At 70.1% G+C, this 22,811-nt stretch carries 18 protein-coding genes; 9 read left to right on the forward strand and 9 right to left on the reverse strand.

Translation table 11 applies throughout. The annotated features are described in order from the left end of the window. Positions 1-3: 3 nt before the first annotated feature. The 6 genes from ABD235_RS10355 to ABD235_RS10380 all read right to left on the reverse strand — a co-directional run bounded on the left by ABD235_RS10355 (position 4) and on the right by ABD235_RS10380 (position 7,270). Positions 4-2,760 (reverse strand): bifunctional YncE family protein/alkaline phosphatase family protein, encoded by a 2,757-nt coding sequence (locus ABD235_RS10355; RefSeq protein ID WP_344172460.1) that lies wholly within the window; start codon positions 2,758-2,760, stop codon positions 4-6. Positions 2,761-2,773: 13 nt separating this feature from the next. Further along, the gene (locus ABD235_RS10360) at positions 2,774-4,120 is read right to left on the reverse strand and encodes an ABC transporter permease (RefSeq protein WP_344172462.1); all 1,347 of its coding nucleotides are present in this window, start codon (positions 4,118-4,120) and stop codon (positions 2,774-2,776) included. Further along, positions 4,117-5,043 (reverse strand): ABC transporter ATP-binding protein, encoded by a 927-nt coding sequence (locus ABD235_RS10365; protein ID WP_344172464.1) that lies wholly within the window; start codon positions 5,041-5,043, stop codon positions 4,117-4,119. Before ABD235_RS10365 ends, ABD235_RS10360 begins: the two co-directional genes overlap by 4 nt. A 114-nt stretch (positions 5,044-5,157) precedes the next feature. Continuing rightward, a complete protein-coding gene (locus ABD235_RS10370; RefSeq protein ID WP_344172466.1) occupies positions 5,158-5,784 on the reverse strand; it encodes a CDP-alcohol phosphatidyltransferase family protein in 627 nt (208 codons plus the stop codon). Between the two features lie 50 nt (positions 5,785-5,834). Continuing rightward, positions 5,835-6,407: a GNAT family N-acetyltransferase gene (locus ABD235_RS10375; protein WP_344172467.1), complete on the reverse strand. Its 573-nt coding sequence runs from the start codon at positions 6,405-6,407 to the stop codon at positions 5,835-5,837. A 26-nt stretch (positions 6,408-6,433) separates the two neighbouring features. Continuing rightward, a complete protein-coding gene (locus ABD235_RS10380) occupies positions 6,434-7,270 on the reverse strand; it encodes an enoyl-CoA hydratase/isomerase family protein (RefSeq protein WP_344172469.1) in 837 nt (278 codons plus the stop codon). A gap of 206 nt (positions 7,271-7,476) precedes the next feature. Between ABD235_RS10380 and ABD235_RS10385 the strand changes: the two genes are divergently transcribed. Both ABD235_RS10385 and ABD235_RS10390 read left to right on the forward strand, forming a co-directional pair. Next, positions 7,477-8,556: a LacI family DNA-binding transcriptional regulator gene (locus tag ABD235_RS10385; RefSeq protein WP_344172471.1), complete on the forward strand. Its 1,080-nt coding sequence runs from the start codon at positions 7,477-7,479 to the stop codon at positions 8,554-8,556. Between the two features lie 11 nt (positions 8,557-8,567). Continuing rightward, complete coding sequence (locus ABD235_RS10390) at positions 8,568-11,993, forward strand: sugar-binding protein (protein ID WP_344172473.1); 3,426 nt, start codon at positions 8,568-8,570, stop codon at positions 11,991-11,993. A gap of 89 nt (positions 11,994-12,082) precedes the next feature. Here the strand turns inward: ABD235_RS10390 and ABD235_RS10395 are convergent, their stop codons facing one another. Then, the gene (locus tag ABD235_RS10395) at positions 12,083-12,658 is read right to left on the reverse strand and encodes a TetR/AcrR family transcriptional regulator (RefSeq protein ID WP_344172475.1); all 576 of its coding nucleotides are present in this window, start codon (positions 12,656-12,658) and stop codon (positions 12,083-12,085) included. 83 nt (positions 12,659-12,741) lie between these two features. On the opposite strand from ABD235_RS10395, the gene ABD235_RS10400 reads away from it, so the two are divergent. After that, on the forward strand, positions 12,742-14,130 hold the full coding sequence (locus tag ABD235_RS10400) for an MFS transporter (RefSeq protein ID WP_344172477.1): 1,389 nt from the start codon (positions 12,742-12,744) through the stop codon (positions 14,128-14,130). Between the two features lie 45 nt (positions 14,131-14,175). Here ABD235_RS10400 and ABD235_RS10405 read toward each other — a convergent pair whose 3' ends face one another. Then, positions 14,176-14,955 carry an ABC transporter permease gene (locus ABD235_RS10405; protein ID WP_344172479.1) on the reverse strand — a complete coding sequence of 260 codons (780 nt, stop codon included), beginning with the start codon at positions 14,953-14,955 and terminating at the stop codon, positions 14,176-14,178. Next, positions 14,952-15,851, reverse strand: coding sequence for an ATP-binding cassette domain-containing protein (locus ABD235_RS10410; protein ID WP_344172481.1), 900 nt, complete (start codon positions 15,849-15,851; stop codon positions 14,952-14,954). Before ABD235_RS10410 ends, ABD235_RS10405 begins: the two co-directional genes overlap by 4 nt. 130 nt (positions 15,852-15,981) lie before the next feature. On the opposite strand from ABD235_RS10410, the gene ABD235_RS10415 reads away from it, so the two are divergent. The 6 genes from ABD235_RS10415 to ABD235_RS10440 all read left to right on the forward strand — a co-directional run bounded on the left by ABD235_RS10415 (position 15,982) and on the right by ABD235_RS10440 (position 22,708). Further along, entirely contained in the window at positions 15,982-17,196 is a 1,215-nt protein-coding gene (locus ABD235_RS10415; RefSeq protein WP_344172483.1) for a sensor histidine kinase, read from the forward strand. Continuing rightward, positions 17,193-17,852 carry a response regulator gene (locus tag ABD235_RS10420; RefSeq protein ID WP_344172485.1) on the forward strand — a complete coding sequence of 220 codons (660 nt, stop codon included), beginning with the start codon at positions 17,193-17,195 and terminating at the stop codon, positions 17,850-17,852. The genes ABD235_RS10415 and ABD235_RS10420 overlap by 4 nt, the downstream gene beginning before the upstream one ends. A gap of 111 nt (positions 17,853-17,963) precedes the next feature. Continuing rightward, entirely contained in the window at positions 17,964-18,497 is a 534-nt protein-coding gene (locus tag ABD235_RS10425) for a hypothetical protein (RefSeq protein ID WP_344172487.1), read from the forward strand. Positions 18,498-18,500: 3 nt separating this feature from the next. Beyond that, a complete protein-coding gene (ctaD, locus tag ABD235_RS10430; RefSeq protein ID WP_344172489.1) occupies positions 18,501-20,246 on the forward strand; it encodes an aa3-type cytochrome oxidase subunit I in 1,746 nt (581 codons plus the stop codon). A 145-nt stretch (positions 20,247-20,391) separates the two neighbouring features. Then, positions 20,392-21,801, forward strand: coding sequence for a cytochrome bc1 complex cytochrome b subunit (gene qcrB, locus ABD235_RS10435; RefSeq protein WP_344172491.1), 1,410 nt, complete (start codon positions 20,392-20,394; stop codon positions 21,799-21,801). Between the two features lie 37 nt (positions 21,802-21,838). Then, the gene (locus ABD235_RS10440) at positions 21,839-22,708 is read left to right on the forward strand and encodes an LLM class flavin-dependent oxidoreductase (protein ID WP_344172493.1); all 870 of its coding nucleotides are present in this window, start codon (positions 21,839-21,841) and stop codon (positions 22,706-22,708) included. Positions 22,709-22,811 lie beyond the last annotated feature (103 nt).

Genomic DNA, 22,811 nt, shown 5'->3' on the forward strand with positions numbered 1-22,811 from the left:
TGATCAGCCGTCGTTCTCAGCCGACGGGATCACGGCGCCCGGGACGTCGGCCGGGGCGAGGATCTTGCTCTCCCCCGGGTACGGCGTGGACCAGTCGTGCGCCTGGTACCAGTCGAAGTGGTTCAGCTGGGCCGGGTTCGCGAAGTCCGCCCGGGCGTCGGGCCCGGTGAGCTTCTGCTGCGTCTTCCAGCTCTCCCACTGCGCCGCCACCGCCCGCTGGTCCGCCGGTACGACGGCCTTCGGCGCGGGCGCCGCGTTCGGGTTCTGCGCCGCCGGAACGTCAGCGCCACACGGCGGCGGCGTCTTCAGGCCCGCCGTCAGCGAGGTGCGGTTCGGCACCACCCGGTACGGCGTGAGGTCCGGCGTCTGGGTGAACGCCGTGGCCATCGGCGTGGCCGCGGTGTCCTTCTGGTTCATCGGCTTGATCCCGAGGATCTGCTCGATCGTGCGGATCATCGTGATCTGCGTGTAGTACCGGCTGTCGACCACCCCGCGCCGGGCGTACGGGCTGATGATCTGGATCGGCGCCCGGTGGCCGTCGACGTGGTCCAGGCCGGCCTGCGAGTCGTCCTCGACGACGAAGATCGCCGAGTCCTTCCAGTACTTGCTGTGCGAGATCTCGTCGACGATCTTGCCGGTGGCCAGGTCGTTGTCGGCGACCTGGGCGGCACCGTTCGGCGGTCCACCGGTGTGGTCGCTGGACAGCCAGAACATGTTCAGGTTGGCGGGACCCTTCTTCTCGAACTCCCGCTTCCAGATCTCGTACCGGTACTGGTCCGGGACGCTGGTGTCGAACTTCGGGAAGCCGGGCAGCGAGACGTCGTTCAGCGACGGGATCGGCGACGACGACACCATCGGGTAGGCGGTGTCCTGACCGGTCGCGGCCATGGTCTTGGTGTCGCAGTACAGGTTCTCCCAGGTCGCGCCGGCGGGCTTGGTGAGGAACTGCTGGAACTCGCCGTAGTCGCGCACGGTCTTGCCCGCCGCCTGCGCGCCGGTCCAGATGAACCCGGTCCGCTGGTGGCCGAGGGCGTCGTCCTCGGTGTCGTAGCTGCGCAGGTACTGACCGGCCGAGGACTCGGTGTACTCGGGGTTGTCGGCCTGCATCAGCCAGTTGTGCCCCTCGGCCGAGTTCGTGCCGATGTCGTAGGTGTTGTCGTACAGGCCGAACTGCTTGGCCATCGCGTGCTGGTTCGGCGTCACGTTCTCGCCGTACTGCGCCAGCGCCGGATCACCGTTGCCCTCGGCAATGTCACCGAACAGCTGGTCGTAGGTGCGGTTCTCCTTGACGATCAGGAAGACGTGCTTGATCGTCGACGGGTCGCCGATGCGCTGCGGGACCGGGACCGGCTTCAGGTGCTGACGGCCCTTGGTCGAGGTCTCGGCCGCCTTCTTCGTCCAGCCGTTCTGCTGGAACACCTTGGCGGTGCTCGCGCGGATCGCGTGGTCGTCGGGCAGCTGGAACTTGGTCAGGCTGGACGTGGTGTCGTGCGTGGCGTGACCGGCCGCCGTGGTCTCACGCCGGGCGTCGACACCGCGGGTGTTGGAGACCAGGACGTCCTTGCCGACGGTGGTGATCTCGGCCGGGAAGTAGTCCGTCGGCAGCAGGCCGACGTAGCTGACCGGCTCCAGCGGGTTGCGGTACTTGTAGACCGCCACGGCGTTGGCGCGGCCCAGCGTCACCAGCAGGTGACCGTCGTCGGTCAGCGTCACGCCGTCGGGTTCGTAGCCGACGGAGGCCTCCGACCACGGCTGGGGGGCGATGGTCTGCGTCACCTTGCCGCGCTTGGTGTCGATCACCGAGACCGAGTTCGTCGCCGTGTTCGTGACGAACACCGCGCCGTTCCTGGCGTACAGCGCCGTCGGGTGCAGCCCGACGGTGATGCTCGCCGGCGTCTCGGCCGGCTTGGCCAGGTCGATCACGCTGACCGTACCGGTGGTGGTGGCCGCCGTGACCTGCGAGGCCGGCACCTGGGTGCCGTAGGAGTTGATCGTCGGCTCGCCGGGCTTCGCGGGCCGGCCGCCCTCGTTGCTGACGTACAGCTTCGAGCCGACCTGCAGCATGTCGCGCGGCGCGTTGCCGACGTCCCAGCTCTGCTTGGTCGTGCCGGTCGCGGTGTCGATCGCGACCACCCTGTTCTGGCCGTTGACGGCCGAGTACACCGTCGAGCTGTCGGAGGAGAACACCGCCTCGCCGACCAGCGCGTGCTTGGCTCCCTGCGCGGCGACCGTGACGAAGGTCGGGTCGGCCAGCGAGCCGTCCGCCTGCACGGTGAACCGCTGGTAGCCGTCGGCCCGGCCGAGCCACAGCTGGCTGCCGTCCGGCGAGTACGTCGGGCCTTCCTGGCCCACGTCGTTGCCGGGGATGCGCAGGTCCGCGGCGGCGTTGTTGCCGACGTACTGCTGCACCTTCCAGTTCTTCAGGTCGACGACGGCCAGGGCCATGCCGCCGTCGGTGATCGAGGCGGCCAGGTGGCTGCCGTCCGGACTGACGACCGACGACATGATCTTGCCCTTCTGGAGGACAAGGCGGTCGCCGAGCGGTGCGATGTACTGGTCGGCGGAGACGACCTGGCCGTCGCCGGTCACCTGACCGACCCGATCGGTGCCGAACTGCTGGGTCGAGGCGACAGCGGTGCCGGCCAAGGCGGCGGCGAGCGCCGTCGTCCCGGCCGTCACCACGGTCGCCCGCCGGCTGATGCGCCGGCCGCGGAGGCCTGACCGGCCCTCCTTGTCACGCCTGCGGCGTGTTACCTGCATGAGGTTGGTCCCTTCAGGGGTTGGACGGGAGCAGCTCGACGAGACCGTCGAACTGCCAGAGCGGGTTCGGCTCGTCGCCGGCCGGGGTCCGGACCAGGAAGTAGCCGTTGACTTCCTTCGGGCCGTCGCCGTCGGCGACGTACCGGCCGACCGGGTTGATGTCGAGTTGGTAGATGGCGGAGCCGGCAGCTTCGACACCGGGCACGTGCCAGCTCACGACGCAGCGCCAGTCGTTGCCAGGGCCTTCCGCCGCGACCTGGTCGCCGCCCTTGGTGCAGGCGGCCGAGGTCTGGAGCTGCTCCTCGGTGACCGCAGGCCGGTTGAGCTGCTCGGTCTGCAGGCGGTAGAGGTGCGCGAACTCGGTCGCGAGCGCGCGCTGCACCTTCGCCTGGTCGACGCCGGAACCGGTCGCTCCGGTCGCCGGTACGACGACCGCCGTGGTCAGGCCGAACAGGACGACGAGCGGCAACGCGCCCGCGACGAGCGCCAGGCGACCTGAGCCGTCGTGGGTCGGGTTGGTGAAGTCGCGTCGTACGAAGAGGAAGTACGCGAGGCCCGTCGCCACCACGGCCCACACCAGGCTGACCGCGATGCTGATCAGCAGCGGCTCCAGTTGCCCGGGACCGGTGAAGAGTCCGTTCCAGCTGATGAATCCGTAACCAGGCAAGGCGAGCCGTACGGCGACCGGCACCGGCAGCATCTGGACGATCTGCATCGCCAGCGCGACCAGCGCTGGCAGCAGCAGGCCCATCGGCGACCGGCCGAGCGCGACCGATCCGAGCAGACCGATCGCGGCCAGCGCCAGCGTCGGCGCGAGTGCACAGGCCCAGGCGAGGAACACCGTGCCGGCTGCGTCGCCCGGCGACAGCAGATGACCGTCGAGCCCGATCAGTGGACGGTTGCCGACCACCGCGACCCCGCTGATCGCGCTCGACACGACCAACCCGACGACGAGCAACAGGATCACCGTGAGGCTCGCGAGCGCCTTGGAGACGAAGATCCGCCGCGGCGACCGGACGGCGACCAGCAGGTGCCGCCAGGTGCCGAGGCGATCCTCGGAAGCGAACACGTCACCGGCGACCAGCGAGGTCAGCAGCGGTAACGCCCAGGAGCCCGAGAAGCCCAGCAGAACAAGGGGTCCGGCCCAACCGGTGGCGTGCATCCAGCGGCCGAACAACGTGTCGACCGGAAGCGACGCCTGCTGACTCACGACGGCGACGAACACCGCGGGGGCGATCCAGCAGGCGACGATCAGCAGGCGCACGCGCCACTGCGACAGCAGCTTGACCAGCTCGAAGCGATAGCCACGCGCCACCGAGACCCGGTGAACGATCGGCGCTTCGACGGTGGTGGCGGTCATCGGTCGGTCTCCACTTCGGTCAGTGCGAGGAAGGCGGCCTCCAGCGGCGACACCAGGGGCGAGAGCTCGCGCACCGCGATGTCCGCCTGGACGAGTCGTTTCACCAGTTCGTCGAGGACCGGCACCGGCCCGGACACGACCAGTACGCCGCTGTCCTGGCCGCCGCCGATGCGGAGTCCGTCGGTGTCGCCGGCCACCTTCCGGGCGGCGGCCGGATCGGAGGTGACGATGCGGTAGTCCAGCTCGCGGATCTCGCCGGCCAACTTGCCGAGCGGCCCGGAGAACGCGACCCGGCCGGTCGCCAGGATCGTCACCTCGGAGCAGAGCGCCTCGACGTCGTCCATCCGGTGGCTCGACAGCACGACCGCGGTGCCGTCCGCGGCCAGCCGCTGCAGTACGCCGTACACCTGCTTCTTGCCGGATGGGTCGAGACCGTTCGACGGCTCGTCGAGGATCAGCAGCCGGGGCTTGGCGAGCAGGGCGGCCGCGAGGCCGAGGCGCTGACGCATGCCGAGCGAGAAGCCCCGCGTGCGGTCGTTGGCCACGTCGGTGAGACCGACCTGGTCCAGGACGTCGTCGATGCTGCGGGCCATCGCCTTGTCACCGCGAAGAGCGGCGAGCGCCGCGAGGTTCTGCCGCGCCGTCAGCGACGGGTAGAGGCCGGGGCCGTCGACGAAACCGGCGACACCCTCGGGGACCGCGAGCGCGCGGCCGACCGGCGTACCGAGGATCTCGAGGCTGCCGCTGTCGGCCACGGCCAGGCCCAGCAGCAGGCCGAGCAGCGTGGTCTTGCCGGCGCCGTTCGGGCCGACGAGCCCGTGGATCTGCCCGGCCGGCACGGTCAGCTCGACGCCGTCGAGTGCGACCACCTCACCGAAGCTCTGGTCGATCCCTCGAGCGCGGACAGCGAGCGGAGCGTCCATGGTTCCCTTCCTGGCCGAGCCTGACCAGGAAACATTAGGCAGGAATGCATCCCTGCCCGGGAACGAGAAGTTGAACGATCGAAGAACACCCCTACACCGTGTAGGAGTGCCGGCTCAGCTGCGCGGTTCGGCCGCTCGGGCGCCGTTGAGGATGCCGAGCAGGCGGACGATCGACGCGAGCTTGACCGCGGTGATCGAGAGGGCGACCAGGTACGGCAGCCACATCACGCCCCAGTTGTGGCCGATCACGAGCGACACCACGACGGCGCCGGTGTTGAGGCCCTTGGCGACCGTGGACCAGTTCCAGCGGTAGATCGGCTGGTCGATGCGGAAGAAGTAGTTCGGGCTGATGCAGTCCGGCCAGAGCAGGAACGACAGCGTCAGCATCGTGTCCAGAACTCCGAACTGGAACAGGAAGATCGCCAGCGGCCCGAGCACGCTCGGGTACGACGCCAGGAACGCCCCGGCGAGGAAGAACGCGCAGGCCCGGTCGCAGACGACGTCGAACACCGCGCCGGTCACGGTCTCCTGACCGAGGTGCCGGGCGACGCCGCCGTCGAGGGAGTCCCCGAGCCAGTACGTCGCGTACCCGATCACGAGCCAGATCGGCGTCCCGAAGTGGTAGCCGGCGACGGCCACTCCCATCGCGACCACGGTCCGGACCAGGGTGATCCGGTTCGGAAGGTTCAGCAGCTCGCGGCCCACGCGCACCACCCTGTCGTGCGACTCCGTGCTGCTCATCAAGGCCTTTCTGACCGGTCCGGACAGTTGCGGACCATACCGCAGCCGGTTCAGCGCAGGTCGAGGCGCATCAGGACGCGGGGGTGGCCGGCCAGGACCGACGTCGTGCCGGCGACCTTGGCGAAGCCGGCGCGTTCGAAGTTCTTGCGCAGGCCGGCGTACGCCATGGTCAGGTCGACCTTCGCGTCGCCGTTGTCCAGCGGGTACGCCTCGACCACCGGCGCGCCCTGCTGCCGGGCGAACTCGGCCGCGCCGGTGATCAGGTGGTGCGAGATGCCCTGCTTGCGGTGGCCGGGCCGGACGCGGACGCACCACAGCGACCAGACCGGGAGGTCGTCGACGTGCGGGATCTTGCGGTTGCCGGCGAACGTCGTCTCCGACCGCGGCGCGATCGCCGCCCATCCGACCGGCGTCTGCCCGTCGTACGCCAGGACGCCGGGAGCCGGCTCGCCCTTGCACAGCTCCGCGACGTACTCACCGCGGGCCGGCCCCCGCAGCTCGTTGTTGAGCTTCGAAGGGATCCGGTAACTCAGGCACCAGCACACGTTCGAGGTCGGCGACTTCGGCCCGAGCACCGCCCGGACGTCCTCGAAGTCCACCGCCGGCCGGATCTCGATCACCATCGCCCCACGATGCCACGACGGACCGGTCAGCGGGGAGCAGGTTCCTGCCGCAGCTCGCCGATCGCCGTACCGAGGTCGCGTTCGATCCCGTCGGCCTGCTGCAGGCCGCGCCGGAACAGCTCCTGCGCGAACGGCAGGTGCTCCGGCCGCCCGGCCGTGGCGAAGAAGGCCGCCAGGCCAGGACCGAACTCCGCGTCCTCGGGCAGCGAGGCGACGTCGACCAGCCGCTTGATCCCACTCACCGCCACCTTGTCGAACGCCGCGATCCGGCGCGCGAGCCGGTCGACGAAGCCATCCAGCTCCGCGTCCGGCAGCACCCGGTTCACGTACCCGTACGCCGCCGCCAGCTCCGCCGGTACGTCGTCACCGCCGAGCAGGATCTCCAGCGCCCGGCCCCGCCCGACCAGTCGCGTCAGCCGGGCCATCGGGCCGCCGCCGGGCACCGCACCGAGCCCGACCTCGAACTGGCCGAGCACCGCGCGATCGGAGGCGAACCGGAGGTCCGTGGCCAGCACGAACTCGCTCCCGGCGCCGCGCGCCCGGCCCCGGATCGCCGAGATGGTCGCGACCGGCACCTTGCTGAGCCGGATCAGGTTGTCGACGTACGGGTGCAGCCCGGTCGGACCGGGCTTCATCGCCGCGACCCTCGCCTTGTCGGCCAGCAGGTCCCAGTGCGCCATGAAGTAGTCGGGCTTGTCGCTGGCGAAGACGACCACGGTCAGCGCGGGATCGTTCTCGATCCGGTCGACCAGCGCGGCCAGCTGGTCGATCGTGTCCGGGTCGATCAGGTTGACCGGCCCGTTGCTGAACACCACCCGCCAGTACGACGGTGAGATCTCGTCCACCTGGAACTGCTCTGTCATCACGGCTCCTCCCGGTTCCACGTCGGCGTCCTCACCATCGCGCGGCGCGCCGGCACCTCGCGCCAGGGAAACTCCCTGGCACGGCCAGGGCTGGGGTTCTAGCGTTAAAATCTCCGCGGCGCGGCTGTCCACCTCTTGACGCCGTACGGCGGCGAACGTAGCGTGCGCTGGACTTTAACGTTAATAACAATCGCTCGGAGGCGCCGGTGGAGTCCCAGCACGTCAGCCGGGGACCCGTGCCGCACGGGCACGTGACGCTCAGCCAGGTGGCCCAGCGGGCGGGGGTCTCGGCGCAGTCGGTGTCCAACGCGCTGAACAACCCCGACCGGCTCGCGCCGGCGACCCTCGAGCGGATTCTCGCCACCGTGGCCGAGCTCGGCTACGAGCCGAACCTGTCGGCGCGGGCCCTGCGCAACCGCAGCTCGCACCTGATCGCCTTCAAGGTCCGGCCGTCGCGCCCGGACAAGGCCTCGCTGCTGATGGACGAGTTCCTGTACGCGCTGAACCGCTCGGCGGTCGCGGCCGGGTACCACCTGATCCTGTGCCACGCCGAGGGCGAGGGCTCGACCGAGGAGATCAAGGCGTACCGGGACCTGCTGAAGAAGACTCCCGTCGACGCGTTCGTGCTGGCCGAGACCCATCGCAACGACGACCGGGTGGCCGCGCTGCGGTCGTGGGGCGTGCCGTTCGCGACGTTCGGCCGGTCCTGGGACGGCGACGACTCACTCGCCTGGGTGGACGTCGACGGCCGCGCGGGCACCCGGGCCGCGACCGAGCACGTCGTGGCGCAGGGCCACCGCCGGATCGGTCACGTCGGCTGGCTCGCCGAGTCGGAGATCGGGCAGGAACGCCGGGAGGGCTGGCTCGAGGCCTGCCGTGAGCGCGGACTGCCGACGGACTTGCAGGCCGCGGTCGCGGACACCCTCGAGGACGGCCGTCAGGCCGCGCACCGGATGCTCGACGCTCCGGAGCCCGCCACCGCCCTGGTCTGCGCCTCCGACACCCTCGCGCTCGGCGTCCTGCGGGCCCTCCACGAGCGAGGCCTGCGCCCCGGCGTCGAGGTTGCCGTCACCGGCTTCGACGACTCCCCCACCGCCGCCCTGGTCAGCCCCGGGCTGACCACGCTGCGTCAGCCGATCGACGTGGTCGGCCGCCAGCTGATCCAGGCCGTCGAGAACCTGATCGCGGGTGACCCTCGCGAACCGCAGCACGTCCTGCTGCAACCGGACCTGATCGTCCGCGGATCCAGCCTGCCAGGACCCCGCCCGTCCACCGCAACACCCTGAAGGGACACAAGATGAGGCCCCGACCCAGGCTGTTCGCAGCCGTCGTCGCGGGAGCGCTGCTGCTGCCCGCGATCATTGCTCTGCCGGCGGCACCCGCCGCGGCCGCGCCCACCGACCCGTTCGTGGTCACCACCGAAAGCCTCGCCGGCGGCACCGCGTCCGGCGTGATGGACCTGACGTCGTACGGCGCACAGGACTGGGTCCACGTGACCGGTGACGGCATCGAGCGCAAGGCCGCCGTCCCGCCGTCGATCACCGTGGACGATCTCAACCCCGCCGCCGGCCGGACCACGCTCGGCGACAGCCCGCTGTCGTTCCGGTGGTCCGACGGCACCACCACGGCCTCGACCTCCGGCGTCACCACCGGCGGCGTCTTCCACTACGACGACACGACCACCGGCCCGACGACCGGCCACGACGCCGGGTACCGGATCACCGTCCCGGCCGCGGACTCCGCGCGCCGGCTCGTGGTCGTCGGCGGCATCTGGCAGGCCCGCGGGACCGTCACGATCGCCGCGGCCGACGGCGAAGGTACGCCGTACACGACCGCGATCGGCGCGAGCGACGCCGCCGCGGCCAAGCGCTACACGGTGACGATCCGCCCTGGTGAAGGGGTCGTCATCACCACGAAGTTCACCGAGAAGCTGACGGCGAACGGGAACCTCTCGCTGTCGGCCGCGGCGCTCTCACCCGAGCAGCCGTTCACGTCGACCGCGGCCCCGGCCGCTCTCGACCTGACCGCCGACGGGCCTGACGACTGGCTGCACCTGAACGGGTCGACGATCAACCGCAAGGCCGGCGGACCCGCGAGCCTGACGGTGACGAACCGTCAGCAGGGCGCCGAGATCGGCGCCCAGAACGACAACGCGGTCAGCTACTCGTGGACCAACGGCACGCCGACCACGACCCAGCCGGCCACTCGGGCCGGTGGCATCTTCTTTGCCAACGGCACCGATCCGAACGTGGATCTCACCGCCCCGTACGGCTACGACCTCACCGTTCCGGCGGGCGCCGCCCCGCGGACCATCCGGTTCGTCTCCGGCACCTGGCGGGCGTCCGCGACGGTCTCGGTCTACCTGAACGGCTCCGCCGACCCGGCGTACGTGAGTTCCGACCTCGTCAGCAACGGCCCGTCGGTGACGCGGCTGTTCGAGCTCTCGCTCGGCGCCGGCGACTCGGCCCGGATCACCGCGCAGCTCAACCGGAAGACCGACCCGTCCGGCAACGTGACGCTGGCGGCCGTGACGCTCGCCGACGCCTCCGCGAACGGCTTCCGCAAGCTGACGACGTCGCTGCTCGGCCGCATCGCGGCCGCTGATCTCTCCAACGCGAGCGACTCCGCGCAGCTGCAGCTCACCGACGAGGTCGCCGCCGCGAAGGCGACGCTGGCGGACAGTTCGGCATCGCAGGACCAGCTGCGTCTGACCTACCGCTTGCTCCGCGCGGCGTACGACGACGCCGTCGCTTCCGCGGCCGGCGCCGAGTACACCAGCGTGACCAACCCCGGACTCACCTCCTCGTTCGGCTGGGAGGGCGACCTGAACGCGCCGATCGCGTTCATCGACGGCAGCTACAAGCTGCGCAGCCGCGGCGACGCGATGATCACCTTCGGCGTCGCGAACGTCCCGGGCAAGATCAAGTGGACCAACGCCGAGGGGTACCTGCCCGCGTTCGTCAGCGAGTACGCCAAGGACGGGCTGAAGCTCGAGGTGGAGAACTTCGCCGACCTGGTCGTTGTCGGAGGCAACCGGTTCGAGGTCGCCTACTCGCGGATGACCGTCACCAACACGACAACGACGGCGACCCGGCTCCCCCGGGTGTCGAGCCTGCTGACGCCGTTGAACGCCGCGGCCGAGCCGACGGTGACGACCGTCGGAGCCGGGCAGACCGTCGTACGGGACTATGCCGTCGCTGCCGACCGCTTCGGCGGCACCTACGAGTGGCCGACCACCACGCAGCTGCGGAAGCTCGGTGGGTTCAACCAGCACTACGCCCACATGCGCGGCTACTGGAACTCGCGGCTGTCGGCGATCGCGAACATCACCGACCTGCCCGACCAGCGGCTGGTCAACGCGTACAAGGCCGGGTACATCTACACGCTGATCATCCGTGACGACATCGCCGGCAAGAAAGAGCTGCACGTCGGCGAGAACGGCTACGACGAGATGTTCGACCACGACACGATCGGCATCGTCGCCACGCTGCTCACGATCGGCGACTTCACCTACGCGCGGGACTACCTGGCGACACTGCCGGCCCAGCTCCAGTACGACGACGCCAAGTGGAAGTACAGCTGGCCGTACGCGCTGTACCTGCAGCGCACCGGCGACAAGGCGTTCATCCGGCAGCAGTTCGAGACGATCAAGAAGAACACCCACATGGTCGAGACCGACCGGATCGACGGCGGCACCGGGATCATCAAGCAGACACTGGCGATCGACTCGCTCGGCTACTGGACGATCGACAACTGGTCCGCGCTGGCCGGCCTCACGACGTACCGGTACCTGGCCACCGCGCTCGGCGAGACCGCCGAGGCGACGTGGGCGAAGGCCGAGTACGACGACCTGCTGAAGGTCGCGACCGCCCGGATCGAGCAGACCATGCGGCAGTACGACCTCGACTACCTGCCGATCTCGATGGTCGAACCCAACGAGACCGGACCGCGCAAGGACCCGCGGGACGCGAACTGGGCCTCGATGTTCCTGTTCGGCCGGTGGGCCTGGGACGGCTACCTGTTCGGCGCGGAGCAGACCGGGACGATGTTCGACACCATCGACGACACCTACACGCACGGTTTCGAGCGCCGCAAGGACGTCTCGGACTCGATCTACAACTTCGGCGGCTACCCGCACGGGTACTACTCCAGTGCCTACAACGCCGGGTACGGCAGCGCCGCGCTGCGCGGTGAGCAGTACCGCGATCTCGGCATCAAGGCGTACCAGTACATGATCGACAAGACGATGAGCGGGCCGTTCGGCTGGTGGGAAGGCGTCGACTACCCGAGCGCGACCTCGCCGTGGGACATCGACCACGCCCGCGGCGGAGGCGGCTCGAACCAGCACATGTGGGGTCAGTCGACCGCGACCAAGGTGCTGTTCGACTCACTGATCGCCGAGAAGGCCGACGGCACCGTGATCATCGGCCGCGGCGTCCCGAACGAGTGGATCCGCACCGGCCAGAAGATCGGCCTCGACCGCTATCCCGTCACCAACGGCGGCCGGGTCGGCTACCGGATGACGACGGCCGGCCACCGGGTGACGCTCCAACTGACCGGCGCCGTCCGCGACGTCACGGCGTACAGCGTCGAACTGCCGGGGCTGCGGAACAACGTCGCGCAGGTGTCGGTCAAGGGCGCCACCGTCGACCAGGCCGCCGGCAAGGTCCGGCTGCCGTCCGGCACCCGGTCGGTGACGATCACCTTGCGCCACCCGCTGTAGAACGTGGCGGGGCGCTCGGTTCTCGGGCGCCCCGCTTCAGCTCGGGGCGTCGGTCTGGGGGTTCCCCGCTCAGGCTCGGCGTGCTCGCTCTAGCTCGGCGGCGTGAAGGCGGCGAGCACGGTCGCCGTGATGTGCCCGGCGGCCTCGTCGGCGGTCAGCCGGCCGGCGGCGATCTCGTCGGCGGCGCCGTGCATGACACTGTGCAGAACCGCGACCAGCCACGCCGTCGACAGGTCCGTGCGGAACACCCCTTCGTCGCGGCCGCGCTCGACCAGGCGCTCCATCCGCTCGGCCGGACCGGCGTGCAGCTCGCGGATCTTCCGGGGCGGCAGCACGTCCTGCGCCGCGATCAGCAGCGAGCGCGACTGGTTCACCAGCTGCCAGCTGGAGTCGATGAGGCGGGCGAGCGCGTCGCGCGGGTCGCCGGACAGGTCCACCGCCTCCAGACCGGAGTGGCCGTCGTCGATGGCCCGCCGCATCGCCGCCTCGACCAGGTCGGCGCGGTTCGGGAAGTGCCCGTAGACGGTGACGCGTCCGACACCGGCGGCCTTGGCGATCTCGCTGACGCTGGCGTCGGAGTTCCGCCCCAGCGCACTGATCGCGGCCTCGAGGATCGCCTCGATGCTGCGTTGCGCGTCGGCGCGTTTCGTCGGCGTCGCGGTCACACCATCTCCTCTTGTCGAACACGTGTGTACGAGTTACTGTAGCGCAACTAACCCGTACACCTGTGTTCGAATTGGAGATTGCCGTGTCCGAGCAGATCGCCGATCCCCGGCGCTGGCGCCTGCTGGCGCTGCTGGGCGTCGCCCAGTTCATGCTGATCCTGGACGTGACCGTGGTCGCGATCGCGCTGCCGCACATCGGCACCGATCTCGGGCTGGCCCGCGACACGCTGACCTGGGTCGTCAGCGCGTACACGTTGATGTTCGGCGGTCTGATGCTGCTCGGTGGCCGGGCGGCCGACCTGTTCGGCGCCCGCCGGGTGGTGCTCTCCGGGCTGCTCGTCTTCACCGTGGCGTCGCTGGTCACCGGCCTGGCCGAGAACGCCACGACGATGATCGCCGGCCGCGTCGCCCAGGGCATCGGTGCGGCGATGCTGTCGCCGGCCGCGCTCTCGGTGGTGACCAAGACGTTCCAGGGCGAGGAGCGCAACAAGGCACTCGGGATCTGGTCCGCCTTGGGTGGCGGCGGTTCGGCGATCGGCGTACTGCTCGGTGGCCTGCTGACCGCGGGGCCGGGCTGGCAGTGGGTCTTCTACATCAACGTGCCGATCGGCATCGCGGTGTTCGCCGTATTGAGCCGGACGCTACCGGCTGACCTGCCGGCCGGGCCGCGGGCCCGGCTCGATGTCCCTGGTGCGGTGCTCGTGACCGCGGGAACCGGTACGGCGATCTACGCGCTGATCAACGCGGGCGATCGAGGCTGGCTCAGCGGCCGGACGCTCGGGACCCTCGCGGGAGCAGTCGTTCTGTACGCCGTGTTCGCGCTGGTCCAGCGATCCACGAAGTCGCCACTGATGGACCTCCGGATCCTCACCCGCCGCCCGGTGGCCACCGGAACGCTCCTGATCCTGGTCGCGACGGCGTTGATGATCGCCGTCTTCTTCCTCGGCTCGTTCTACCTCCAGCACCACCGGGGCTACGGCGCTTTGCGCACCGGCTTGCTGTTCCTGCCGGTGGCCGTGGCAACGATCCTCGGCGCCCAACTGGCCGGCCGTGCGATCGGTGCCGCGGGTGTCCACAAGGTCGCGGTGACCGGTCTGCTGATCGCCGCCGCCGGTACGGCGGTCGCCGCGCTCTGGGACGGCCCGGTCGCGATCGTGGCCGGCATCAGCGTCGGCGCCGCCGGGATCGGAGCGGCCTTCGTCGCCTCTTCGGTGACCACTCTGTCCCAGGTCGGCCACCACGAAGCCGGCACGGCCTCGGGCCTGCTCAGCACCTTCCACGAGTTCGGCGCGGCGCTCGGTGTCGCCGTCGTCTCCAGCCTTGCCGCCGCCAGCCTCGCCGGAACCACGACCACGGGGTTCACCAGAGGCTTCACCTTCGCAGCCGTCACCGCGGCGGTGACCGCCGTACTGGCACTGGTGCTCGTCCCGTCGGTCAAGCCGACCGCCGGTGCCACGCCGCACGCCCACTGACGACGCGTTCCGCCGATCCGGGGTGCGATCGGCGGAACGTGGTGATCAGGCGGACTTCACCTCCCGGCGGAGGAGCCGCAGGAGGCCGAAGGCCAGGGGCAGCAGGACCCAGATCGTTCCGGAGACGGCGATGTGGGCCCAGTCCGTGGCCTGGAAGGTCTGCTGCTCGAAGGCCGGGGCCATCGCGGTGTTGAGGTCGAGCCACGGAGCGACGTTGTCGAGCGCACCGACCATCGAGAACAGCACGTTCCAGGCGATCGGAAGCACGTAGTACAAGACGATCGCGGCGGCGGTGTTCATCAGCAGCATGCCGAACGCGAAGCCCTGGACGAGGCCGATCAGCTGCAGGGCGAAGAAGTCGCGGACGTTGGCCGCGCCGACGTTCCAGGTGCCGGCGCCGTCCAGGAACGCCGCGCCGGCGACGTTGCTGAGCGCGGCGACCCCGAGGGCCACGACCACCGAGAGCAGGCCGACCAGCGTGACCGCGACCAGCTTCGCGACCGCGACGCGGATCCGGCTCGGTTCGAGGGTGAACGTGACCAGGCCGGTGCGCTGGCTCCACTCGGCGGTGACCGCCAGGATGCCGAGCACCGGGAGCAGGATGCTCTGCGGCGTCGCGGTCGCACCGACGAAGTTCAGGTACGTCAGCTGGTCGGGATCGGCGACGAACAGGAAGACCCCGATGACGGCGACCGTGATGGCTCCGATGGCCACCAGCAGCCAGAAGCCGGCGCGGGTGTCGACGAGCTTGCGCAGTTCGACGCGTAGCAGCCGGCTGAAGGGAACGGCCGTCACCTGCGGATCCGGCGCGATGGTGGTACTCATGCGGAGACCTTCTCTCGTGCGTCGTCGGCGGTGAGCTGCAGGAACATCTCTTCGAGCCCGGCGCCGTCGGCGCCGCGCAGCTCGGTGATCACCACGCCGTGCCGGGCAGCGACGGCTGCGATCTGCTCGCGGGTCGCCTCGACGACGTACGCGCCGTCCTCGGTGGTGGTGAAAGCGTGACCGGCGAGCTCGAGGCATCGCGCCAGGGCCGCCGGGTCGGTGCCGCGCACCAGGGTGCCCGCTGCGTTGAGCAGGTCGGCCTTGCTGCCGTCGGCAACGATCACGCCGCGGCCGATCACGACCAGGTGGTCGGCGACGACCTCGATCTCGTGCAGGAGGTGCGACGACAGCAGCACTGTCCCGCCCCGGTCGGCGAAGGCCTTGAGCAGTCCGCGCATCCAGTGGATGCCGGCCGGGTCGAGTCCGTTCGCGGGTTCGTCCAGGATCAGCACCTGTGGATCGCCGAGCAGCGCGTGCGCGAGGCCGAGCCGTTGCCGCATGCCGAGCGAGTAGTTGCCGACCCGCCGGTCCCCCTCGTCCGCGGACAGGCCGACGACCTCGAGCAGCTCGTCCACCCGGCGGCGGTGCAGGCCCATCACGGTGGCGCCGAGGCGAAGGATCTCGCGCCCGGTCCGCCCGGTGTGCTGCGCGGAGGCGTCCAGCAGGACACCCACGTGCCGGCCCGGGTTCGGCAGTTCGGCGTACGGGACGCCGAGGATCGTGCTGTGACCGGCCGACGGCGGCGTCAGGCCGGTCATCATCCGCATCGTGGTCGACTTTCCGGCGCCGTTGGGACCGAGGAAGCCGGTGACCGAGCCGGGCACCGCCCGGAAGGACACGCGGTCGACCGATTGGTGAGCGCCGTAGCGCTTGCTGAGTTCTTCGACGATGATCATGGGCCGAGCCTGCGCCGCGGACCCGGCCCGGCACATCGGGCGCAGGGCTCGCCTCCCCGAACCGCGGTAGGGGTCGACCCCCTTCCACGGTCTCTGCCCCTCGCCGGGCAACTCCCGTACGGTGAGCAGGGTGGACGCCATCGAAGCCGCGCCACCACCTCCGCTGAGCCGCTGGCAGTCGACGTGGCGCTACGGCTTCGCCATCAGCGTCGGCGCCGGCTTCTGGATCGCGAGCTACTTCAACCTGTACGACGGCCGCCTGAACGCGCTCTGGATCGTCGACCTGCTGCTCGGCGCCCTCGGCGTCTTCCTGCTCAGACTGCGTCGTCGCCACCCGCTGGCGATCGCGCTGATCATCAACCTCTTCGGCGCGTTCTCCACCTCCGTGTCCGGCGCCGTCGTCGTCACCACGCTGTCCCTGGCCACGCGCCGGCGGTGGCGCGAGATCGTGCCGGTCGCGGCGGTGGGTTTCCTGGCGTCCGTCGTCTTCTTCGAGACCCATCCGGGCTCCGACGACTCGGTGGTCTCCTCGTTCCTGTTCACGCTCGTCTTCGTCAGCGGCGTGATCGCTCCCGGGATGTACGTCGGCGCCCGTCGCGATCTGCTGGCCGGCCTGCGGGAACGGGCCGACCGCGCCGAGCGCGAGCAGGGCTTCCGGGTCGCTCAGGCGCAGCTGACCGAACGCGCCCGGATCGCGCGCGAGATGCACGACGTACTGGCTCATCGGCTGTCGCTGGTCGCGCTGCACGCGGGCGCCCTGGAGTACTGCCGGCGCCTGAGCGACGACGAGGTCGCCGAGGCGGCGGCCGTCACCAGGCAGAGCGCTCATCTGGCGCTGGAGGAACTGCACGACATCCTCGGCGTACTGCGGACGCTCCAGCCGGCGGGGTCGCCGGAGCGTCCGCAGCCGACCCTCGTCGATCTGCCGGCGCTGGTCGAGGAGACGTCGCGGTCGGGGACGAAGATCCGGCTGCACAACCGGATCGGGAACCTCTCGTCCGCTCCGGACGCGCTCGGCCGCAGTGCGTACCGGATGATCCAGGAGAGCCTCACCAACGCCCGCAAGCACGCCCCCGACACCGCCGTCGACGTCACGCTCGACGGCCGGCCGGGTGAGCTGCTGGTGCTCGAGGTCCGCAACCCGCTGCGGCTCGGCGCCGCCGTACCCGCCGGTGCTGGACAGCCGCCTCCGGACTCGCGGCCCAGCGCCCTGCAAGCACCGCCCGGCGCCGGGCTCGGGCTGCTCGGTCTGGCCGAGCGGGCCGAGCTCGTCGGCGGCCGGTTCGAGCACGCGACCGCCGACGGTCAGTTCGTCGTCCGCGCGTGGTTGCCGTGGCCGGCATGACCCCGATCCGGGTGGTGATCGTCGACGACGACGCGCTGGTCCGTACGGCGCTCGCGATGATCCTGCGCGACGACGCCGCGATCGAGCTGGCCGGCGAGGCCGACGACGGTGACACCGGGCTCGACCTGATCGCGCGCGTCAGCCCTGACGTCGTACTGCTGGACATCCGGATGCCGCGACTCGACGGCCTCGACGTGCTGGCTCAGCTGACGCGGCAGGCGACGCCGCCGAAGGTGATCGTGCTGACGACGTTCGACGCCGACGACCACGTCCTGCGGGCGCTGCGCGGCGGCGCCGGCGGGTTCCTGCTCAAGCACACGCCGCCCGCGCAAATCATCGAGGCCGTGCACCGGGTCACCGAGGGCGATCACATGCTCTCGCCCAGCGTGACGGCGCGGCTGATCGCCCGGCTGAACGACGACGAGCCGGAACCGCAGCGGGTCCGCCAGGCCCAGGCGCTCACCGACACCCTCACCGCCCGCGAACGCGAGGTCGCCGTCGCGGTCGGCGCCGGCAAGGTCAACGCCCAGATCGCCGAGGAGCTCTACCTCAGCATGGCCACGGTCAAGGCGCACGTCTCCCGCGTCATGGTCAAACTCGAGGCCACCAACCGCGTGCAGGTCGCCAACCGGATCCACGACGCGGGCCTGCTCTGACACCTCGACAACGGTGGTGGGGCGTTGTGTACTCGGCTGAGAGGAACAGGTCGGCGGAAGACATCCGCCGGCGAGCTGGTCGGCCGGGGTGGCTCCGGCCGGGAGGTTCTGATGGCTGCTGGTCACGGAGAAATCACTCTGGTGCCGATCCTGTCCCGCGGACGGCACAGCAATCCACGGCGCGGCGCCTGTTTCATGGAGTACGCGTCCCTGCTGGCCGGGGTCGAGTGGTCGGACCATCCGGACGGCACGCATCCGCTGGTCGCGCTGGTCGCCCGTGAGGTGAACGACGAGATCTCCGACGCGGCCCGGGTCGAGCTCGTGCCGATGATCCCGTCCGTCATCGGCCTCTACCCGACCGACCCGCGCTTCGCACCGGCCCTGGTCACGCGCTGCATCCAGCTCGTCCTGCCCGTGGTGTCACCGCAGTTCCGGCGGACGCTGACCGACGCCGCCCGACGAGCCGACGGGCCCGGTTACGCGGCGCAGGCACCGCTCGTCGTCGCGGGCACGATCCGCGCGGTCACCGACTTCCGTGCGCCGTACGGCGATCGCCTGCTGCTGCGGCTGCTGACCGACGCGATCGACCTGGCTCGCTCGTACAGCGCGGTGCAACCCACCGTCTCGGCCGCGGGGAGGCGGTGACCGATGGTCGACTTCGTCGAACGCCGGCAGAGCGCGACCGCGAGCGCGAGGATCGCGCGCCGCAGCCCGGGGCAGGTCGTGGTCCGCCTGCTCACGACCACCGATCACAAGGTGATCGGCCATCTCTACCTGATCACGTCGTTCGCGTTCTTCCTGCTCGGTGGCCTGATGGCACTGCTGATCCGGGCCGAGCTGTTCTCCCCCGGACTGCAGATCGTCAACGAAGAGGTCTACAACCAGCTGTTCACCATGCACGGCACGATCATGCTGCTGCTCTTCGCGACCCCGCTGTTCGTCGGCTTCGCGAACGTGATCATGCCGGTCCAGATCGGTGCGCCTGACGTGGCGTTCCCGCGGTTGAACATGTTCAGCTACTGGCTGTTCCTCTTCGGCGGGCTCATCGCCTCGGCCGGATTCCTCACCCCACAAGGCGCGGCCGACTTCGGCTGGACGGCGTACTCGCCCTTGTCGGACGTGACCCGCTCCCCCGGCATCGGCGGCGACCTGTGGATCATGGGCCTGTGGATGGCCGGCCTCGGCACGATCCTCGGCGCCGTCAACTTCGTCACCACCGTCATCACCATGCGCGCACCGGGCATGACGATGTTCCGGATGCCGATCTTCACCTGGAACATCCTGGTCACGTCGATCCTCGTCCTGATCGCGTTCCCGATCCTGGCCGGCGCCCTGCTGATGCTGGAAGCCGACCGCCGGCTCGGCGCGCAGGTCTTCCACGCGGGCAACGGCGGAGCTCTGCTGTGGCAGCACCTGTTCTGGTTCTTCGGGCATCCCGAGGTCTACATCATCGCGCTGCCGTTCTTCGGCATCATCACCGAGATCCTCCCGGTGTTCAGCCGCAAACCGGTCTTCGGGTACGTCGGGCTGGTGGCCGCGACGCTGTCCATCGCGCTGCTGTCCACCGCGGTCTGGGCGCACCACATGTTCGTCACCGGTGCGGTGAATCTGCCGTTCTTCTCGTTCATGACGTTCATCATCGCGGTGCCTACGGGGGTGAAGTTCTTCAACTGGATCGGGACGATGTGGGGCGGATCCCTGTCCTTCGACACCCCGATGCTGTGGGCGGTCGGGTTCCTCACGACGTTCCTGTTCGGTGGCTTGACCGGCGTCATCCTCGCCTCACCCGCGTTGGACTACCAGGTCTCCGACACCTACTTCGTGGTGGCCCACTTCCACTACGTGGTGTTCGGCACGGTGGTGTTCGCGATGTTCGCGGGCTTCTACTTCTGGTGGCCCAAGATGACCGGCCGGATGCTCGACGAGAAGCTCGGCAAGCTGCACTTCTGGCTGCTGTTCATCGGCTTCCACACGACGTTCCTGGTGCAGCACTGGCTGGGGGTCGAAGGCATGCCGCGGCGCTACGCCACCTACAGCGCCAACGAAGGCTTCACCACACTCCACCAGGTCTCGTCCATCGGCGCGATGATCCTCGGCGCCTCGACGCTGCCGTTCCTCTACAACGTCTACAAGTCCCGCAAATCCCCACTCGTCGGCGTCGACGACCCCTGGGGCTGGGGGCGATCGCTCGAGTGGGCCACCAGTTCCCCACCACCCCGGCACAACTTCATCACGCTCCCCCGCATCCGCTCTGAGTCCCCCGCCTTCGACCTCCATCACCCGGACGTCGCCCTGATGGAGTACCCGGACAGCGGCGCCCCCAGGGACAACCTGCTCGACGCCGGCGAGGACCAGGGCCGGGTCGAGAACCTCGAGGAGAACAACCCCCGCTGAGCGACCCCAGACCCCGCCGAGGCGACGCCTCGGCGGGGTCTGCTGCGCCTGCCCGGCGTGAGGTGCGCCACGGGACGTCACAGTCGCTGCGGCTGCGGGGTCTTAGGGGTAAGAGCGTCGTGGACCATGACAGGGAGGACGCGTCATGCACCGTCCGTTGAACAAGCTGCGGGCCCGGGTGTTTCCGGACCACTGGTCGTTGCTGTTCGGTCAGATCGCCTTCTACAGCTTCGTGGTGATCGCGCTCAGCGGCGTCGTCCTGATGGTGTACTACGACCCGTCCGTCGAGCACGTCGTGTACGACGGTCCCTACGCACCGTTGCGCGGCGTCCCCATGTCGCGGGCCCTCGACTCGACCCTGGAGCTCAGCTTCGAGGTCCGTGGCGGCCTGCTGGCCCGCCAGGTTCACCACTGGGCCACGCTGCTGATGGTCGCGTCGATCACGCTGCACCTGCTGCGGCTGTTCTTCACCGGCGCGTTCCGCCGGCCCCGGCGGCTGACCTGGTTCGTGGTCTTCGGCCTCATGGTGACCATGCTGGGCGCGGCCCTCACCGGCACCTCGCTCCCGGACGACCTCGCCTCAGGCATGAGCCTCGCCGTACTAGACGGTGTCCTGAAGGCGACCCCGTTCGTCGGCACCGCCCTGTCGGAGCTGCTGTTCGGCGGCCAGTTCCCGGGCAACGTGATCGCCTGGTTCTACCCGTTGCACGTCTACGTCCTGCCCGCCGTACTCGTCATCCTCTTCGTCGCCGCCGCGGTCCTCGCGCTCAAGCACCAGCCCGCGCAGTACCCCGGCCCCGGCCGTACCGAGAACAACGTGGTCGGCCACCGCGGGACCGTGGCCGCGGTCAAGAGCGCCGGCCTGTTCTGCTTCGTCGTGGCGATCTCGCTGTTCATGGCCGCGACCGCGACCATCAACCCGATCTGGCTGTACGGCCCGGCCGATCCCGCGAACGCCTCGGCCGGCGTCGGCCCGGCGTGGTACCTCGCGTTCCTCGACGGCTCCCTGCGGATCGCGCCCGGCTGGGAGTTCGTCCTGTGGGGCCGGACCTTCACCGTGGCGATCCTGCTGCCGGTCGCGATCTGCACGCTGTTCCTCGCACTCGTTGCCGTCTACCCCTTCCTCGAGGAGCGCCTCACCGGCGACCGCCGCGACCACCACCTGCTGGAGCGGCCGCGCAACAACCCGACCCGCACCGGCATCGGAGTCGCCGGCATCACCTTCTACGGCGTCCTGTGGGCGGCGGCCTCCGCGGACACCATGGCGATCCTGTTCCACCTGTCCGTCAACGCCCTCCTGCACGCTTTCCAGGTCCTCCTGATCCTCGGCCCACCCGCCGCCTTCGTGGTCACCCGCCGGATCTGCCTCGGCCTGCAGGACCACGACCTCGAGCTGGCCACCGTCGGGATGGAAACCGGGCAGATCCTCCGGATGCCCACCGGCGAGTACGTCGAGAAGCACCGCCCCCTCGACGCCTACCGCCGCTGGGAGCTCGCCGGAAACCGGCCGGCGACGGCCCTTCCCGCCCCCAGGGCGAAGGAGCCCCAGGCCTGAGCAGCCCGGCTCCGCGGTGGTGAGCGAGGATACGGACATGCGCTTCTCGATCAACATCCCGAACTTCGGCGACTTCGCCGACGCCCGCACCGTCGCCCGCGTCGCGGCGGCGGCCGAGGACGCCGGCTGGGACGGCCTGTTCGTCTGGGACCACGTCGTCCACAGCAAGGCCAAGCGGAAGGGCCAGCCGTTCGGGGACCCGTGGATGCTGCTGACCGCGGCCGCCCTCGCGACTTCGCGGATCATCCTCGGGCCGCTGGTCACGCCGATCGCCCGACGCCGGCCCGAGCAGCTGGCCCGGCAGGTCGCGACGCTGGACCAGCTCAGCGGCGGCCGGGTGGTCTTCGGCGCCGGCCTCGGCGGGCCGATCGACGACGAGTTCGGCAGCTTCGGCGACGTGACCGATCCCAAGGTCCTCGCGGGCCGCCTGGACGAAGGGCTCGACCTGCTCGCCCGCTACTGGTCCGGCGACACCGTGAACCACCACGGCGACCACTATCGGGTCGACGACGTGACGTTGCTCCCGGCAACCAGCCAGGCGCCGCGTCCGCCGGTCTGGATCGCCGGCTACTGGCCGCGCAAGGCACCGATGCGGCGCGCCGCCCGCTGGGACGGCGCCGTACCGCTGTTCCAGAGCGCGAACCACGGCGAGGCTCCCCCGGTCGACGAGGTCCGCGACCTGATCGCCTACCTCGACGAGCACCGCGCCGATCGGACGACGTCGTACGACGTGGTCGTCGGCGGCATCAGCCCCGCGGCCCCGGCCAAGTCCCGGGCCCTCGTCGAGCCGCTCGCCGAAGCCGGCGCCACCTGGTGGGACGAACGCCAACTCATCACCGGCACCGACTTCTACCGCCTGGAGCCGACCCTGCGCCGCATCGAGCAGGGGCCGCCGAGCCTCGGTTGACCGTGGCCCTCACGGGCCCGGGCCAGTGAGGGACCAGGGAGTTCCCGGGGCGCGACGAAGCCCACCCGCGGGCCACGCTGGGTGGAGATCGTCGTCAACGGGG

It is taken from the genome of Kribbella lupini (assembly GCF_039529595.1).
GTDB classification, from domain to species: domain Bacteria; phylum Actinomycetota; class Actinomycetes; order Propionibacteriales; family Kribbellaceae; genus Kribbella; species Kribbella lupini.

What these genes read in the sequence shown, in the direction of transcription:
- ABD235_RS10355 (WP_344172460.1), bottom strand. Translation starts at nt 2,760, where the DNA reads ATGCAGGTAACACGCCGCAGGCGTGACAAGGAGGGCCGGTCAGGCCTC.
- ABD235_RS10360 (WP_344172462.1), bottom strand. Translation starts at nt 4,120, where the DNA reads ATGACCGCCACCACCGTCGAAGCGCCGATCGTTCACCGGGTCTCGGTG.
- ABD235_RS10365 (WP_344172464.1), bottom strand. Translation starts at nt 5,043, where the DNA reads ATGGACGCTCCGCTCGCTGTCCGCGCTCGAGGGATCGACCAGAGCTTC.
- ABD235_RS10370 (WP_344172466.1), bottom strand. Translation starts at nt 5,784, where the DNA reads ATGAGCAGCACGGAGTCGCACGACAGGGTGGTGCGCGTGGGCCGCGAG.
- ABD235_RS10375 (WP_344172467.1), bottom strand. Translation starts at nt 6,407, where the DNA reads ATGGTGATCGAGATCCGGCCGGCGGTGGACTTCGAGGACGTCCGGGCG.
- ABD235_RS10380 (WP_344172469.1), bottom strand. Translation starts at nt 7,270, where the DNA reads ATGACAGAGCAGTTCCAGGTGGACGAGATCTCACCGTCGTACTGGCGG.
- ABD235_RS10390 (WP_344172473.1), top strand. Translation starts at nt 8,568, where the DNA reads ATGAGGCCCCGACCCAGGCTGTTCGCAGCCGTCGTCGCGGGAGCGCTG.
- ABD235_RS10405 (WP_344172479.1), bottom strand. Translation starts at nt 14,955, where the DNA reads ATGAGTACCACCATCGCGCCGGATCCGCAGGTGACGGCCGTTCCCTTC.
- ABD235_RS10410 (WP_344172481.1), bottom strand. Translation starts at nt 15,851, where the DNA reads ATGATCATCGTCGAAGAACTCAGCAAGCGCTACGGCGCTCACCAATCG.
- ABD235_RS10420 (WP_344172485.1), top strand. Translation starts at nt 17,193, where the DNA reads ATGACCCCGATCCGGGTGGTGATCGTCGACGACGACGCGCTGGTCCGT.
- ABD235_RS10425 (WP_344172487.1), top strand. Translation starts at nt 17,964, where the DNA reads ATGGCTGCTGGTCACGGAGAAATCACTCTGGTGCCGATCCTGTCCCGC.
- ctaD (WP_344172489.1), top strand. Translation starts at nt 18,501, where the DNA reads ATGGTCGACTTCGTCGAACGCCGGCAGAGCGCGACCGCGAGCGCGAGG.
- qcrB (WP_344172491.1), top strand. Translation starts at nt 20,392, where the DNA reads ATGCACCGTCCGTTGAACAAGCTGCGGGCCCGGGTGTTTCCGGACCAC.
- ABD235_RS10440 (WP_344172493.1), top strand. Translation starts at nt 21,839, where the DNA reads ATGCGCTTCTCGATCAACATCCCGAACTTCGGCGACTTCGCCGACGCC.